A 15,050-nucleotide genomic window follows, 5' to 3' on the forward strand; every position below is an offset into this window, starting at 1 on the left:
AGCAATGTCACCCAATCGGGGGATATCCGGACTCGCACCCATCCGGTGGAGCCGGACCGCCGAATGAGGACCGTGACCGATGAGACGAACAGCCGCCCGCCTGGCGCCCTCCCCCGAGCACGCACCCGTGCCGCCGGGCCGGCCGTGGCGGCGCTGTGCGGGCTGGCGGCCGCCGCCGCGGCCGTGGGAGCCGGTGAGGCGGCGGCGGCGTTCACCCGCCCCCAGGCCTCACCGGTGGTGGCGATCGGCTCGGCGGCGATCGACCTCGCGCCCACCGCCGTCAAGGCGTGGGCGGTCCAGCGGTTCGGCACCGGCGACAAGGCGGTCCTGCTGGGCGGGATCTACACCGTCATGGGCCTCGCGGCCGCGGCCCTCGGCGTGCTGGCCGTACGCCGTCGCGGCGCGGCCGCCGCCCTGTTCGCGGCCTTCGGCGGCCTCGGCGCCTGGGCCGCGCTGGCCCGCCCGCAGGCCGTCCCCACCGACCTGCTGCCCTCCGCCGCCGCGGCGGGCGGCGCGGTCGCCGCGCTGTGGTGGCTGACCGGACGCCCTTGCCTTCTCCCGGGCCCGGTCCGGCCGGGCGGGCCCGGGCGGCGGCGCGTCCTGGCGGCCGGCGCCACGATCGGCGCGGCCGCCGCCCTCGGCACGGCCGGACGCGTCCTGTCCGACCGGCGCGGCGACGTCAGCGCGGCCCGCGCCGCCGTCCGCCTGCCACCGCCGCTGCGCCCGGCGCCGCCGCTGCCGCGTGCCGTCGGCGCCACGGTCCCCGGTCTGCCCCCGTTCATCACCCCCACCGCCGACTTCTACCGCGTCGACACCGCCCTGACCCTGCCGCGCATCGACCCGCGCGCCTGGTCGCTGCGGCTGCACGGCCTGGTCGACCGCCCGCTGCTGATCGGCTTCGACGACCTGCTCGCCCTCGGGCTGGAGGAGCTGGACCACACCCTGTCCTGCGTCTCCAACGAGGTCGGCGGCCCCTATGCGGGCACCACCCGCTGGCTCGGCGCCTCGCTGCCCGCCCTGCTGCGCCGCGCCGGCGTCCGCGCCGGCGCCGAGCAGCTCGTCGGCCGCTCGCAGGACGGCATGACGATCGGCACCCCGGTCGAGACGCTCCTCGACGGGCGCCGGGCGCTGCTCGCGGTGGCGATGAACGGCGAGGCACTGCCCGTCGAACACGGCTTCCCCTGCCGCACGGTGGTGCCCGGCCTCTACGGCTACACCTCGGCCACCAAGTGGCTCGTCGACCTGGAGGTGACCACCTTCGCCGCCCGCGACCCGTACTGGGTGCGGCGCGGCTGGGACCGCACCGGCGAGGTCCGCACCGCCTCGCGGATCGACGTGCCCGCGCCGTTCGCCCGCGTGCCGCCCGGCGACGTGACGGTGGCCGGCACCGCCTGGGCCACCCACCGCGGCATCGCCGCCGTCGAGGTGCGCGTCGACGGCGGGCCCTGGCGGCAGGCCGAACTGGCCGCCGACGCCGGGCCCGACCTGTGGCGCCAGTGGACCCACACCTGGACCGGCGCCGCCCCCGGGACCCACCGCCTGGAGGCCCGCGCCACCGACGGCACCGGGGCCGTCCAGCCCGAGACCCGCACACCTCCCTACCCCTCGGGCGCGACGGGCTGGCACAGCGTCGTCGTCACCGTCACCTGACCCCACCCCACGACCTCCCCACCCCTTCGGCATCCGGGATCCGCCCGATGCCTCCGACAGGAGAATCCGTCCATGAACACGACCGTCCTGGTCCGCAAGCCCTTCGCCGCCGTGCTCGCCGTCGGCCTGCTGGCCGCCGCCCTCAGCGCGTGCAGCAGCAGCGGCGGCGGCAGCGCGAAGTCCTCGGACACGGCCAAGAGCACCACCGCGGCCGCCGCGCCCCAGCCGTCCAGTGCCCCGGCCGCCGAACAGGTGACGTCCGGGCAGCCGTTCGGCACCGCGTGCGCGGCCGTCCCCAAGGACGGGGCGGGCAGCTTCAGCGGCATGGCCAAGGACCCGGTCGCCACCGCCGCCTCCAACAACCCGCTGCTGTCCACCCTCGTCACCGCCGTCAAGCAGGCCGGCCTGGTCGACACCCTCAACTCCGCGAAGAACATCACCGTCTTCGCCCCCACCAACGACGCCTTCGCCAAGCTCCCGAAGAAGGACCTCGACGCCGTCCTCGCCGACAAGGACAAGCTCACCAAGATCCTCACCTACCACGTCGTCCCCCAGCGCCTGGCTCCCGCGGCGCTCGCCGGCGGGCACAAGACCCTGGCCGCCGACGACCTCACCGTGACCGGCGCCGCCCCGGACTTCACCGTCAACTCCGCCGCCAAGGTGCTGTGCGGCGACGTCCAGACCGCCAACGCCACCGTCTACATCGTCGACACCGTCCTGATGCCCGCGTCCTGACCCGGCATCAACCCATGAACCGCGGCCCCCGGCGAACAACCCCCCGGTAGCCGGGGGCCGCACCCCCACCTCCCCCGCCCCCACCCCGCCGGCTTACCCACCAGGCAAATATGTAGACCGACCGACATATTCTCCCCCACGTCTGACAGGCCCGCCCGTGCACAGGAAGTCGGACCCGCCGACTTCCTGTGCACGTTGGCGTGGGCGGCACTGCGGCACTCACGAGGGAAATATGTAGACCGACGACCGACCTACACATTTCTTCTCGGCCGCGCTTCCGGCCGCGCGAGAAGTCGACAGGTCCGACTTCTCGCACACGCCGCACCGCTCCCGCTTCCCGGCTGCCCACCCCGCCCCGCCCACTGTGCGCGCAGTCGAATCTGTAGACCGGCCGATATATTTTTTCCCGTTCGCAGCGCCCCGCCCCGCACAGGAAGTCGGGCAGGCCGACTTCCGGTGCGCACTGCGGGCGCGATCAAATCTGTAGACCGGTCGGTATATTCACTCCGGAACCAGCGGTGCGGGCCTGCGGGCGGGTGGGCAAGGCTGTGCGGCGCACGTGTCGCGGTTCCGCAGGGGCGGGGGTTCAGCGCAGCAGGTGCTCCAGCTGGTCGAGGGCGGTGGGCAGGTCGCGGGGGCGCAGGGCGCCCGGGGGGCGGCGGGGGCCGGTCCAGCCGGGGCCGGCCGTCAGGACGACGGGACGGGTGCGGGCACCGCAAGGGCCCCAGGCGGTCTCGGCGACACGGCGGGCCAGGGCCCGGTCGGCGGTGCGGGCGACCTGGGACCACAGCAGGACAGCGGGCGGGCCGGTGCGGCGGACCGCTTCCAGCAGGGCTTCGGTCGGCAGGGCCGGGCCGAACATCCGAAACGGCAGACCCCGTTCGGCCAGCCCCGCAGCCAGCGCCTCCAGCGGCAGGGCGTGCAGTTCGGCGGGCATGCCCGCGAGCAGGACGGCCGGGCCCTGCGGCGGCTCGACCCGGTCGGCGGCGCGGCGCAGAGCGGCGGCGACGTGCCAGGACAGCAGGTGCTCGACCTCGACGTAGCGCTCACCCTCGGCGGCCCACTTGCGGCCGGCGGCGCGCAGCGCGGGCATCATCACCTCGGTCCAGGCGGCGACCGGGCCGAGGGTGTCGACGCTGTGTCGCAGGATCCGGGCGAGCTCGGGGGCGTCGAGGCGAACGGCCGCGCGGGCCAGCCCCCGGCATTCGGGGCGGACGGTGCCGACGGGCAGGGTGTTCCCGCCGCCGCGGGTCGGCGCGCCGGCCGGCGGCCCCGGCGGCCCGGACGGCTCGGACGGCCCGGACGGCCCTGACGCCTCGGAGCCCTCTGACGGCCCGGACGGTCCCGGAGCCTCGGCGGCGAGGGCGAGGCGGGCGGCCTCGGCCGGGGTGACGCCGCGGGCGGTCAGGCGGCACATCTCTGCCAGGACGGCGACGTCCCGCGGGCTCCACTGGCGGTGGCGCCCCGGGTCGCGCCGGGCGGGGCCGATGCCGTAGCGGCGCTCCCAGGAGCGGACGGTGGTCGGGGAAACGCCGAGCATGCGGGCGAGGGCACCGGTGGTCAGGCTGGCCTGGGCCGGCGGCCGGCCGGCGGAGGCAGGCGCGGAGACGGGGACCGGGACGGGGACGGGGACGGGCACATGCGTGAGCCTATGCGGGGCAGGCCGAGGCGGCGGGCGTCGCGGATGCGGGCGGCAAGCAGTGCTCGTTCCCCGGGAAGCCATCGGCGCTGCGCAGGAAGTCGGGCCAGTCGACTTCCTGCGCAGCACCGCGATCGCGGGTTCGGGGGGAATATGTAGGTCGGTCTACAGATTTGGCAGGCAGGTGTGGGCGCGGGGTTGTGTCGGGTGGGGTGGGGGGTCGGCGAGTTGGGTGCGCAGGCGTAGCAGGGCGTCGCGGATGCGGGTCTTGACGGTGCCGAGCGGGGCGCCGAGGGCTTCGGCGGCCTGGGCTTGGGTGCGGCCGCCGTAGTAGACCAGCAGCAGGCATTCGCGCTGGACGTCGGTGAGGGTGGCCAGGGCGCGGCGGAGCCGTTCGCGTTCCCGGCCGCGGTCCAGGTCGCGTTCGACCTGGTCGGCGACCTCGTCGAAGACCGGGGTGTAGGCGCGCAGGGCGGCGGTGCGGTCGCGGTCGGCGGTGGCCTGGGCGGAGCGGACCCGGTCGACGGCGCGCCGGTGGGCGAGGGTGAGCATCCAGGGCAGGACCTCGCCGCGTTCGGGGCGGTAGCGTGCCGCCTCCCGCCACACCTGTAGGAACACCTCCTGGGTGACTTCCTCGGCCTGGGCGTGGTCGCGCAGCACCCGCAGCACGAGGCCCAGTACGGTCCCGGCGGTGGCGGCGTACAGCTCCTCGAAGGCCCGCTCGTCGCCGCCGGCCACGCGTGCCGCCAGGGCGCGCAGCCCGGCCCGTCCGCCGTCGCCCGGGGGTTCGGTGCCGGGGGGTTCGATGCGGGGCGTCTCGTCTGCCGGGGGCCGGGGTGTCGGAGGCCGGGGTGCCGGGGGCCGGGGTGCCGGGCGGTCGATCAGTGCGTGCACACTGCGACCGTCTCGGAGCGGCCACCGCCCGGGCTACTCGCATCGTTTGCGCATCGTTGTGCCCGCGTACGTGCTCCCCGGGCTGCCGTGGCGGTCCGTCCCGTCCGGCTCGTTCGGCTCGTTCGGCCTGTTCGGTCTCGAAGCGTTGCGAGCCGCGTCACTTTCGCGGTGGCGGTGCAGCAGGGCGGTGCCGGGGGCCGTCATGGGGGCGAAGGTGACGGCGGAACAGTGAAGAGAGCCAGGGCGGCGGGTGAGGCTGCGCAGGGCCAGTCCCGGGATCGACTTCGTCGAGTGGGCGGGCCGCGGACTGGGCCGGCCGGGTGAGGGCGACGCGGTGCCGGGCCCCTTGCCCCGGCCCCCCTGCTGCGGGCCCCACCAGCGGCGATCTAGGGTGCAGGCATGATCTCCTCACCGATATCCGGCCCCGACCAGGCGATGCGGGTGCTGATGGAGGGCAATGCCCGTTTCGTCGCGGGCAGCCCGGAGCACCCCAACCAGGACGCCGGGCGCAGGGCCGCCCTCGCTCCGGCTCAGCGGCCCTTCGCGGTGCTGTTCGGCTGTTCGGACTCCCGGCTGGCGGCCGAGATCATCTTCGACCGGGGGCTGGGCGACCTGTTCGTGGTGCGGACGGCCGGGCACGTCACCGGGGCGGAGGCGCTGGGCAGCATCGAGTACGGGGTGAGCGTGCTGGAGTGCCCGCTGGTGGTGGTGCTGGGGCACGACTCGTGCGGCGCGGTGGGCGCGGCGATGGAGGCTCTGGACCAGGGGCGGCTGCCGGGCGGGTTCGTGCGGGACGTGGTGGAGCGGGTCACCCCGAGTGTGGTGTCGGCCCGGGCCGCAGGCATCGAGGACCCGGACGGGATCGTCGACGAGCACATCCGCCAGACCGTGGACCTGCTGCTGGAGCGTTCCCAGTTGCTGGCCGCCAAGGTGGCCGAGGGCTCGGCGGCCGTCGTGGGTCTGTCCTACCGGCTGCGCGACGGCCAGGCCCGTACGGTGGCCGCTCGCGGTCCGGTCAGCGCCGCGTTCTGACGGCCGGCCCGTACGGGCGCTGAACCCGCCCGTACGGCCGAACCGGCGTGTCGGGTCGGCAGTGCGTGTCGGGCCGAGCCGGCGCGTGCGGGGCCGTCCGGCGTAGCGCCGTCCGCCGGGGCCGGGAACGCCGGGGCCGGGAACGCCGTGTCCGATCACCGCCAGCGCCCTCCTCCCGGGCGGGGGCAGAGTCGGAGGCCGGCAACGGTTTCCCACTCAAGGACGGCATTCCCGTGCACAAGGCCACCGATCTCAAGGTCCTCTACTTCGGCACCCCGGTGGTGCTGATCAGCTCGCGCAACGAGGACGGCAGCACCAACCTGGCGCCGATGTCCTCGGCGTGGTGGCTGGGGCAGTCCTGCGTGCTGGGCCTCGGCAACACTGCCCAGACGGCCGTCAACCTGCGGCGCGAGGGCGAGTGCGTGCTGAACCTGCCCTCCTCCGGGCAGGTCGACGCCGTCGACGCCCTCGCGATGCTGACCGCCAACCCGGATCTGACCGAGCGCCGGCGGCAGCAGGGCTACCGCTTCGAGCGGGGCAAGTTCGCCGTTGCCGGGCTCACCGAGCAGCCGTCGGAGCTGGTGCGGGCGCCGCGCGTCGCCGAGTGCCCGGTCCAGTTGGAGTGCCGGTTGGTGGCGGCCACGCCGCTGGCGGGCAACCCGCACTGCACCGCCTTCGAGGTCACTGTGGTGCGCGCGCACGTCGAGGAGCGCCTGCTCGTGCCCGGTACGGACCACTACGTGGACCCGCTCGGTTGGGATCCGCTGATCATGAAGTTCTGCGAGTTCTTCGGCGACGGGCGCCGGCTCGCCCCCTCCCGCCTCGCCGAGGGCTGGCAGATGCCGGGCCGCCTGCCCGTCGGTGTCCGGGCCTGATACCCCGCCGTGGGTCCGCGAGCCCCCGCCGCCCGCCCGGCCGTCCGACGAGCCGTCCGCCTACCCGACCACCCGGCCGAGCGACCATCCGGCCGAGCGGCCGATCGCCTAGTCGGCCGCCGCGGTGGGCACGAGGTCGTGGAGCAGGAAGTGGAGCTCCGTGTCGTCCGTCGACTCCATCCACAACCCGTCGGCGTCGAGCACCGAGGCCGCGACCGTCCGCGCCTCGGCGACGAGTTCGGGGTGGGAGTCGAAGCCCGGCCACGGCAGGACGGGGAAGTCGTTGTCCTCGCCGAAGCGCCGCACCCGTTCGATGTCGCCCAGGACGGCGGGCGGCAGCGACTCGTTCGCCCAGGACCACAGCCAGGTCTGCCGGGCGAGGCTGACGCTGCCGATCATCGTGAGCCGGCCGGTGAGGAACACCGCGCTCTTGCGCGACCACTTCCTCCTGCGCGACCAGGTGATCCGCGCGTCGTCCATCGACCAGTGGTACTGCACGTCACCGGACAGTCCGAAGCGCTCGACCATGAGGGCCTGCCGCGAGCCGGCACGTTCGCGAGCCGCGATCACGACGCCTTCCCACCGGGAGTGGTCGTGCTTCGAGTGGTCGTCCACCGTGCCTCCTCGTACGGAACTGCCGGCAAGATCATCCCATCCGGCCCGCTGCTCCGTCCGGGCCCGTCGGCCCCACCCCGGCGTGATCCGGAGGAGAGCCCTACGCGCTGGCCCCGCAGGAGTCGCAGACGCGGGTGGCGGGCAGTTGGAGGAAGCAGGAGGGGCAGATCGCCGGGGGGCGGGGCGGGGTGGCGGCGGCCGCCTTGCGGTTGACGGCCGCTTGCAGGCGCGGGGCCAGGGCGGGGGTGCCGCCGTCGGCGGGCAGTTGGGCGCCGAAGTGCCGGTAGCAGGCGAGGCGGGCGGCGGCGGCGTGGTGTTCGCGGTCCATGTCCGCTGCCAGCGGCGGCTGTCCGGCCACGGCCAGCACTTCCTGGTAGCCGACGCCGACCATGCCGTCGGTGGAGTGGACCACCAGTGCGGTCAGCGGCGGGTCCCCGCGGCGGTGTGCCTCGCGCACCACCAGGGCCAGGACCTTGCCGATCCAGGTCCGCTGGTGCACCCGGGTGCGCACGCCGGCCGCCTCCTGCACGGTCTCGGCCAGTTCCGAGTAGGTGATCACCGCGTGGTAGCGGCGGGCCACGTCCACCAGGGCCGGGTAGGCGGCCCTGGTCCAGGCGACCTGGGCCTGGGTGGAGCTGACCGCCGAACCGTCCGCGACCCGCCAGTAGCCGCGCTGTTGCTGTTCCATTCGACCGCCCCTGAAACCTCGTCCGCCGGCCCCCGCCGGGAGCGAGGCTACCCCGCCCCGTGGCGCCCCGGGCCGCCGGGGGCTTGACTTCAAGTGCTGTTGAAGTCGTCGAATGGGTCCCGACCGCAGCCGTACGGGCATCGCGGTCGATGCCCCGCCCGTACGGAACGACCCGGGTCCGGGGCCGCCTGCTTCCCGATCGTGCCGCAGGCGGCCCCGGTCCGGTCGTCGTCCGCCGGCCCTCCACCCGCCACGGGGCGCAGGCCGGGCATCACCAGCAGAACCGGGGCCGGGCGTCACCCAGCAGAACCGGGGCCGGGCGTCACCCGGCAGAGCCGGGCGACGGGCTCAGGCCGCGGCTTCGGCGAGGGTGTGCGCGACGAGGGCGTTGGCGTGGCCGTGGCCCAGGCCGTGCTCGGTCTTGAGCCAGGCGACGAGCTCCCTGTGCTTGCCGAGCGGGGAGGCGCGGATGAGGCCCTTCCACTCGGCGACGGGTCGGCCGTACTTCTTCTCGATGGACGGGAAGTAGCTGGCGGGGCCCTTGGCGGGGGTGGCGGTCATGGTCGGTACGCCCTTTCGAAAACGGATGCGGTCGCGGTCTCCAGAGGTAGGACCGCGACCGCATCGTCAACTCATCGCCCAGCGGGAGTGATCTGCGTCATACTCCGACCTTGCGCTTGGCCCGCCGCCCGGTGACGGGGGCGGAGGCGAGGGCGGGCGCGGGGTCGGCGTTCCAGGCGGCGACGGGGTTGCCGAGCCAGCGGGTGGTGCCGGGGACGTTCTCGCCGCGCATGACCAGGGAGGCGGGGCCGACGGTGGTGCCGGCGCCGAGGGAGGAGTTGAGCAGGACGATGGAGTGCGGGCCGGTGGTGGAGCCGGGGCCGAGGTGGACGGGGCCCAGGCGCATGACCCGGTCGTGGAAGAGGTGGGTCTGCAGGACGGTGCCGCGGTTGACGCTGGCGCCGGCCTCGACGGTGACGAGGTCGCTCTCGGGCAGCCAGTGGGTCTCGCACCACACGCCGCGCCCGATGTGGGCGCCGAGGCTGCGCAGCCAGGCGTTGAGGTAGGGCGTGCCGGTGATGCTGGAGCCGCCGAAGGGCATGGCGAGTTCCTCGACGAAGCTGTCGTAGAGCTCGTTGCGCCACACGAAGGTGGACCACAGGGGGTGTTCGGCGACGCGGAAGCGCCCGACGAGGAGCCACTTGGCGGCGGTGGTGACCAGGCAGGCGACGACGGCGGCGCCGATGAGGACGAGGCCGGCGGCGGCCAGGGCGCGCGGGAGGCCGTAGTCGTCGCGCAGTTCCTGGAGGGTGGCGAGGACGAGGTCGCCGAGGAGGGCGGCGAGGACGATGGGCAGCAGGCGGCACAGTTCGACGCCGGCGCGGGCCCACATCAGGCGCCGGGGCGGGTTGTAGGTGCGGGCGTCGCCGCCGGCGGCCGCGACGCGCGGCAGGGCGAAGGCGGGGCGGCCGAGCCAGGAGGAGCCTTCGGGGGCGTTGACGGGGGTGTCGGACAGGACGCCGACGAGGGAGTTGTCGGGCAGTCGGCGGCCGGGGCCGACGATGCCGGAGTTGCCGACGAAGGAGCGGCGCCCGACGTGCGAGGGGCCGATGTGCAGCCAGCCGGCGCGCAGTTCGTAGGGGGCGACGAGGGTGTCGTCGGCGAGGAAGGCGCCGTCGTCGACGCGCATCAGGCCGGGCAGGGCCAGGACGGTGGAGGCTTCGACGCGGCGGCCGACCTTGGCGCCGAGCAGGCGCAGCCACACCGGGGTGAAGAGGCTGGCGTAGAAGGGGAAGAGGGTGCGCCGGGCGGTGTCGCTGAGCCGGGTGACGGCCCAGGCGCAGTAGGCGACGCGGCCGTGGGCGGGGTGGAAGCCGGGGCGCAGCGGGATGGACAGGAGGCGGACCATGATCGCTATCAGCGTGGCGTGGCACACCAGGGTGAGGGCGGCCAGCGGGATGGTGGCGGGCAGGAGTTGGAGGAGGGCCGCGGTGAGGGTGCGGTCGGTGTCGACCATCGTGAAGACGATGGCGAGCGCGGGGAGGGCGGCGATGATCGGCAGGAGGCCGAAGACGGTCAGGCCGACGCCGTAGGCGAGGTTCCAGAAGCGGGAGCGGGGGGTGGCGGCGGCCGCGGGCCAGGTGGTGCGGGCCTCGGTGGAGGGCCGGGCCGGGGAGCCGTGCCAGTGTTCGCCGGCGGGTACGGCGCCGGTGACGCAGGAGCCGGGGGCGATGTCGGCGCCGGCTCCGATGCGGGCGCCGGGCATGAGGGTGGAGCGGCCGCCGATGCGGGCGCCGTCGCCGATGTCGATGTGGCCCAGGTGGAGGGTGTCGCCGTCGAGCCACCAGCCGGCGATGTCGGCTTCGGGTTCGACGGTGGCGCCGGCGCCGATGCGGGCGAGGCCGGTGACGGGGGGCAGGGTGTGCAGGAGGACGCCGGTGCCGATGCGGCAGCCGAGCGCGCGGGCGTAGCGCAGGGCCCAGGGGGTGCCGGCGAGGGCGCCGACGCCGAAGAGGGTGACGGCGCGTTCGGCGGCCCACAGTCGCAGGTGGGCCTGGCCGCCGCGGGGGTGGCTGCCGGGGCGCAGGCCGGCGGTGAGCAGGCGGGCGGTGCCGGCGGCGAGGAGGGTGCGGCCGGGGGCGCTGTAGAAGAGGAGGAGGCCGGCGGCGACGGGCCACCAGGAGCTGTGCGGGGCCCAGCTGAGGTGGTTGCCGATGAGGTTGTCGAAGGCGGTGAGGGCGAGGATCCAGCGCAGTCCGGAGATGCCGAAGACGCCGAGCAGGATGAGGGTCTGCCACAGGCCGGCGCTGGCGGGGGTGCGGCGCACGGTGCGGGCGGGGGCGGGGGTGGGGGTGTGTGCGGCGGCGCCGGTATGAGGGGGGCCGGCGAGGTTGTCGAGGTAGTCGGCGAGGTCGCCGAGGACGGGGTGGGCGTAGAGGTCGGCGACGGAGACGCCGGGGTGGCGGGTGCGCAGTTCGGAGACGAGGCGGGCGGCGGTGAGGCTGGAGCCGCCGAGGGCGAAGAAGTCGTCGCCGTGGCCGGGGGCCATGCCGAGCATGCTCTCCCAGCGGCCGGCGAGCCAGCCGGCGGTGCCGTCCAGGGGGGCGGCGGTGCCGGGGGTGGCGGTGCCGGTGGTGGCGAGCGGCCAGGGCAGGGCGTTGCGGTCGACCTTGCCGGAGGTGCGGGTGGGCAGGGAGTCGACGAGGGCGAGGACGGGCACGAGCGGGGCGGGCAGGCGTCCGAGCAGGTGCTGGCGGGCGGCGGTGAGGTCGGGGGTGGTGCCGGGCTGGGCGACGAGGTAGCCGACCAGCAGGTCGGCGCCGGCGGGGCTCTTGCGGACGGCGGCGGCCGCGGCGCGGATGCCGGGCAGGGCTTGGAGGGCGGCGTCGATCTCGCCGAGTTCGATGCGCCGGCCGCCGAGTTTGATCTGGTCGTCGGCGCGGCCGACGAAGACGAGGCCTTCGGGGTCGTTGCGCACGAGGTCGCCGCTGCGGTAGACGCGGGGGGAGGCGAGGGCGGGGTGGGCGCTGAACTTCTCGGCGTCCTTGGCGGGGTCGAGGTAGCGGGCGGTGCCGATGCCGGTGATGAGGAGTTCGCCGGTCTCGTACCAGGGGACGGGGTGGCCGGCGGCGTCGACGACGGCGATCTCCCAGCCGTCCAGGGGGGTGCCGATGCGTACGGGCTGGCCGGGGAGCATGCGGGCGGCGGTGGCGACGACGGTGGTCTCGGTGGGGCCGTAGGTGTTCCAGAACTCGCGGCCGGGGGTGGCGAGGCGCTCGACGAGTTCGGCGGGGCAGGCCTCGCCGCCGACGATGATCAGGCGCACGGCGTCCAGGCACTCCTGCGGCCACAGGGCGAGCAGGGTGGGGACGGTGGAGATGGCGGTGATGCGGCGCTCGACGAGCCAGGGGCCGAGGTCGGTGCCGGCCTTGACGAGGGAGCGGGGGGCGGGCACCAGGCAGGCGCCGTGGCGCCAGGCCAGCCACATCTCCTCGCAGGAGGCGTCGAAGGCCACCGACAGGCCGGCCAGGACGCGGTCGCCGGGGCCGAGCGGCTGCTGCTGGAGGAAGAGGCGGGCCTCGGCGTCGACGAAGGCGGCCGCGGAGCGGTGGGTGACGGCGACGCCCTTGGGGCGGCCGGTGGTGCCGGAGGTGAAGATGATCCACGCGTCGTCGTCGGGGGTGGGCCAGGCGGGGTTGCCGCGGGGCCCGGCCGCGGAGCCGGGGGCGAGCCGGCGTTCGGCGCCGAGGACGGCGCACACCTGGGCGTCCTGCCAGATCATGTCGGCGCGCTCGTCGGGGTCGTCGGCGTCGACGGGCACGTAGGCGGCGCCGCAGCGCAGCACGGCCAGGATGGCGACGTACAGGTCCGCGGTGCCGGAGGGGATGCGCACGCCGACCCGGTCTCCGGTGCCGATGCCGTGCCCGGCGAGGACGCCGGCGAGGGTGTCGACCTCGTGCATGAGGGCGCGGTAGTCGAGTACGGCGGTGCCGGTGTCCAGCGCGGGTGCGTGCGGGTGGGCGTCGGCGGTGGCGGTGACGATGTCGAGCAGGCTGCGGGGGTGCGCGGGCCGGACGGCCGGCCAACCGGCGGCGTGGGCGGGCGCGGGACGGTTCAGCGTTCCCGGGCCTGCCATGTCCTGGCGTGCGTCCATAAGGAGTGTCCTCGGCTGAGAGTAGTCATGAAGGATGAATGCGGGGAGTCACCTTGCGTGGTGCCTCACTCACCATGACTCGACTGGGAGCCCGCTGGATGCCGTGGAGGTGGAGTCAAAGGAACTTTTCATTTTCGGCGACATATGGGGGCATCAGGGAACGATTCGAAAGTCATTTCGGGGTTTTTCGATCGCTTTCGGTGGCGAAGGGTAATCGCCGGAGGCAGGAGGCATATGACGGGAAGGCGAAGAGTGGTCTACGCCATAGCGGCGGGGACGCTACCGGTAGTGAAAGCGGATCCACCAAATCTGGAGGTTTAGCGATGATGGTGGCCGGATCCCGCCGGTGGCCGGCCGGGGGCGGGGGCGGCGCGTCCGGTAGCGCGGCCGGCCACGCCGAGGGCGGCACGGAGGACGGCGCGCGGCTCGTCTGGTACGCGGCGTACGGGTCGAACCTGCACGCCGCCCGGCTCGCCTGCTACCTGCGCGGCGGCCGCCCCGACGGCGGCGCGCACACCTGCCCCGGCTGCCGCGACCACAGCCCGCCGCGCCGGGACGTGGCCGCGGTGCTGCCCGGCACGCTGTACTTCGCGCGGGAGTCGGCGGTGTGGGGCGGCGGCAGCGGCTTCTACGATCCGGACGCACCGGATGAACTTCCTTGCCGCATCTATCTGGTGACGGTCAGTCAGTTCAGTGACATCGCCGCCCAGGAGATGCGCCGCGCCCCCGGCGCCGACCTCGACCTCACCCGCGCCCTCGCGCACGGACGCGACCGGTTCGGGCCCGGCCGGTACGAGACGCTGGTGCACGCGGGCGAGTTGGACGGGCACCCGCTGCTGACCTTCACCGCCCCCGAAGGCCTGGCCGGCGCCCAACTCAACCCGCCCTCGGCGCCCTACCTGCGCACCCTGGCCGCCGGCCTGGCCGAGTCCCACGGCTGGAACGCGCGCCGCTGCGCCGACTACCTGGCCTCCCGCCCGGGCGCAGCCGGGCACTGGAACGCGGCGGACGTCCTGGCCGTACTGGGCGGTGGTCTGGACCTTTAGGAGTTGTTCACCCCGTGGTGACCGTACGGTGACAACTACGTGGGTTCCGGCCACATCAGGCAAAGGAAACACCAGACCGCCGCACGGGCGGACCGGCGCTTCCGGCCGGCGGGTGGCGGCGGGAAGCGGCGGCCACTCGGCGGCTCCGTCAAAGGCGGTTTTAAGATCGCACCCTTCAGCTTGAGCGCTGGCCGTGCAGGAGGAGGGGAACGGCGCGGTTGGCGAGGGCTTCGGCGGCGCGGGCGGCCTGGGCGGGGGCCATGACGTCCGGGAGCTCGTGGGCGGGGACGAAGCGGGCGCCGAACAGGCCGCTGCGGTGCCGGGGCGGGACGGTGAGGTGGGCGGCGGCGTGCTCGGTGACGGTGCCGCCGTCGAAGACCAGGTTGAGGCGCTCCAGGTAACGGTCGGCGGGGGTGAAGTCGACGGCCACAACGTCCGTGAGGCGCAGGTTGAGGCCGGTCTCGGCGAGGAGGTGACGCGCGGCGGCGAGGTGCGGGGGCTCGTTGGGCTGGGCGGCGCCGCCGGGGAGGAGGAGGCCGTCCATGTAGTCGGGGTCGACCAAGAGGATGTCGCCGCGTGGGTTGCGGACGAGGACGAGGCAGCCGAGCCGGCACACGGGCGGCTTGGCGAGGAGACGGGGGTCGCGCACGGGGGGTTCACTTCCTGAGGGCGGCGAGGAGTACGAGGGAGAAGCCGGCCCACCACAGCAGGCGGACGAGGAGTTCAGCCGTCATACGTGAGGCGCTCGTAGCGCAGGCCCTTGCGCAACAGGTCCACGACCCGCAGGAGTTCGAACGGGCGGGCGCAGCCGAGGCCGATCAGGTAGCAGCCGGTCCTGCGGCCGTGCTCCCAATCCACCTCGACGGAGGGCAACTTCACCCCGGCCAAGGCGAGGACGGCGGTCAGGTCGTCGAGGACGTCGACCGCCTGGCGCCGCTGGTCGGCCGTGGCGCGGTTGAGGGCGGATCCCATCACACCCCCACCCGGCGCCGGACCTCGAACCCCCGCCACGTGCTGAAGGCGGCGGAGAACGGGGAGAAGGAAGCCAGCTCACCCGAGGTGCCGCAGCGCAGCCACTCCCCCGTCGTCTCGTTCCGCACCCGGTAACACCGGCCCTCCGGGTCCCAGCGCACCCCGTAGCCGTGGAGCCGGGGCGAAATGCCAGCTTGGCTAGTCACGCCCCCGCTTCCCCCGAGAGGGACTTCTTCGATCGCGTCTGCTT

Annotated in this window: 14 protein-coding genes; 5 read left to right on the forward strand and 9 right to left on the reverse strand. The window is 74.6% G+C overall.

Annotated features, from left to right (window positions below; all coding sequences use genetic code 11):
- Window positions 1–63 precede the first annotated feature (63 nt).
- Window positions 64–1,650 carry a molybdopterin-dependent oxidoreductase gene (locus ACIQVZ_RS14490; protein ID WP_402450008.1) on the forward strand — a complete coding sequence of 529 codons (1,587 nt, stop codon included), beginning with the start codon at window positions 64–66 and terminating at the stop codon, window positions 1,648–1,650.
- 72 nt (window positions 1,651–1,722) lie between these two features.
- Window positions 1,723–2,385, forward strand: coding sequence for a fasciclin domain-containing protein (locus ACIQVZ_RS14495; RefSeq protein ID WP_402450010.1), 663 nt, complete (start codon window positions 1,723–1,725; stop codon window positions 2,383–2,385).
- A 586-nt stretch (window positions 2,386–2,971) separates the two neighbouring features.
- Here the strand turns inward: ACIQVZ_RS14495 and ACIQVZ_RS14500 are convergent.
- A complete protein-coding gene (locus tag ACIQVZ_RS14500; protein WP_402450013.1) occupies window positions 2,972–4,024 on the reverse strand; it encodes a MerR family transcriptional regulator in 1,053 nt (350 codons plus the stop codon).
- Window positions 4,025–4,189: 165 nt separating this feature from the next.
- Entirely contained in the window at window positions 4,190–4,831 is a 642-nt protein-coding gene (gene sigK / locus ACIQVZ_RS14505; protein WP_402450285.1) for an ECF RNA polymerase sigma factor SigK, read from the reverse strand.
- Window positions 4,832–5,317: 486 nt separating this feature from the next.
- On the opposite strand from sigK, the gene ACIQVZ_RS14510 reads away from it, so the two are divergent.
- On the forward strand, window positions 5,318–5,950 hold the full coding sequence (locus ACIQVZ_RS14510) for a carbonic anhydrase (RefSeq protein WP_350881354.1): 633 nt from the start codon (window positions 5,318–5,320) through the stop codon (window positions 5,948–5,950).
- A gap of 233 nt (window positions 5,951–6,183) precedes the next feature.
- On the forward strand, window positions 6,184–6,825 hold the full coding sequence (locus ACIQVZ_RS14515) for a flavin reductase family protein (RefSeq protein ID WP_402450017.1): 642 nt from the start codon (window positions 6,184–6,186) through the stop codon (window positions 6,823–6,825).
- 108 nt (window positions 6,826–6,933) lie between these two features.
- On the opposite strand, the gene ACIQVZ_RS14520 is transcribed toward ACIQVZ_RS14515, so the two are convergent.
- From ACIQVZ_RS14520 to ACIQVZ_RS14535, 4 genes are all read right to left on the reverse strand, one after another.
- Window positions 6,934–7,440, reverse strand: coding sequence for a DUF6882 domain-containing protein (locus ACIQVZ_RS14520; protein ID WP_402450020.1), 507 nt, complete (start codon window positions 7,438–7,440; stop codon window positions 6,934–6,936).
- A gap of 100 nt (window positions 7,441–7,540) precedes the next feature.
- The gene (locus ACIQVZ_RS14525) at window positions 7,541–8,128 is read right to left on the reverse strand and encodes a hypothetical protein (protein WP_350881348.1); all 588 of its coding nucleotides are present in this window, start codon (window positions 8,126–8,128) and stop codon (window positions 7,541–7,543) included.
- A 348-nt stretch (window positions 8,129–8,476) separates the two neighbouring features.
- Window positions 8,477–8,689, reverse strand: coding sequence for a DUF4287 domain-containing protein (locus ACIQVZ_RS14530; RefSeq protein ID WP_402450023.1), 213 nt, complete (start codon window positions 8,687–8,689; stop codon window positions 8,477–8,479).
- Window positions 8,690–8,786: 97 nt separating this feature from the next.
- Window positions 8,787–12,782 carry a Pls/PosA family non-ribosomal peptide synthetase gene (locus ACIQVZ_RS14535; RefSeq protein WP_402450026.1) on the reverse strand — a complete coding sequence of 1,332 codons (3,996 nt, stop codon included), beginning with the start codon at window positions 12,780–12,782 and terminating at the stop codon, window positions 8,787–8,789.
- 323 nt (window positions 12,783–13,105) lie between these two features.
- On the opposite strand from ACIQVZ_RS14535, the gene ACIQVZ_RS14540 reads away from it, so the two are divergent.
- A complete protein-coding gene (locus tag ACIQVZ_RS14540; protein ID WP_402450029.1) occupies window positions 13,106–13,828 on the forward strand; it encodes a histone deacetylase in 723 nt (240 codons plus the stop codon).
- A gap of 175 nt (window positions 13,829–14,003) precedes the next feature.
- Here the strand turns inward: ACIQVZ_RS14540 and ACIQVZ_RS14545 are convergent, their stop codons facing one another.
- The 3 genes from ACIQVZ_RS14545 to ACIQVZ_RS14555 all read right to left on the reverse strand — a co-directional run bounded on the left by ACIQVZ_RS14545 (window position 14,004) and on the right by ACIQVZ_RS14555 (window position 15,006).
- On the reverse strand, window positions 14,004–14,477 hold the full coding sequence (locus ACIQVZ_RS14545) for an NUDIX domain-containing protein (RefSeq protein ID WP_402450032.1): 474 nt from the start codon (window positions 14,475–14,477) through the stop codon (window positions 14,004–14,006).
- 74 nt (window positions 14,478–14,551) lie between these two features.
- Window positions 14,552–14,800, reverse strand: coding sequence for a hypothetical protein (locus tag ACIQVZ_RS14550; protein ID WP_402450035.1), 249 nt, complete (start codon window positions 14,798–14,800; stop codon window positions 14,552–14,554).
- Window positions 14,800–15,006 carry a hypothetical protein gene (locus ACIQVZ_RS14555; RefSeq protein WP_402450038.1) on the reverse strand — a complete coding sequence of 69 codons (207 nt, stop codon included), beginning with the start codon at window positions 15,004–15,006 and terminating at the stop codon, window positions 14,800–14,802. Before ACIQVZ_RS14555 ends, ACIQVZ_RS14550 begins: the two co-directional genes overlap by 1 nt.
- Window positions 15,007–15,050 lie beyond the last annotated feature (44 nt).

The organism is Kitasatospora sp. NPDC098663, from assembly GCF_044760075.1.
GTDB lineage: Bacteria > Actinomycetota > Actinomycetes > Streptomycetales > Streptomycetaceae > Kitasatospora.

Excerpts from the sequence above, each read along its gene's own strand:
- ACIQVZ_RS14510 (WP_350881354.1), top strand. The coding sequence starts at position 5,318 with ATGATCTCCTCACCGATATCCGGCCCCGACCAGGCGATGCGGGTGCTG.
- ACIQVZ_RS14530 (WP_402450023.1), bottom strand. The coding sequence starts at position 8,689 with ATGACCGCCACCCCCGCCAAGGGCCCCGCCAGCTACTTCCCGTCCATC.
- ACIQVZ_RS14535 (WP_402450026.1), bottom strand. The coding sequence starts at position 12,782 with ATGGACGCACGCCAGGACATGGCAGGCCCGGGAACGCTGAACCGTCCC.
- ACIQVZ_RS14525 (WP_350881348.1), bottom strand. The coding sequence starts at position 8,128 with ATGGAACAGCAACAGCGCGGCTACTGGCGGGTCGCGGACGGTTCGGCG.
- ACIQVZ_RS14540 (WP_402450029.1), top strand. The coding sequence starts at position 13,106 with ATGATGGTGGCCGGATCCCGCCGGTGGCCGGCCGGGGGCGGGGGCGGC.
- ACIQVZ_RS14495 (WP_402450010.1), top strand. The coding sequence starts at position 1,723 with ATGAACACGACCGTCCTGGTCCGCAAGCCCTTCGCCGCCGTGCTCGCC.
- ACIQVZ_RS14550 (WP_402450035.1), bottom strand. The coding sequence starts at position 14,800 with ATGGGATCCGCCCTCAACCGCGCCACGGCCGACCAGCGGCGCCAGGCG.
- ACIQVZ_RS14490 (WP_402450008.1), top strand. The coding sequence starts at position 64 with ATGAGGACCGTGACCGATGAGACGAACAGCCGCCCGCCTGGCGCCCTC.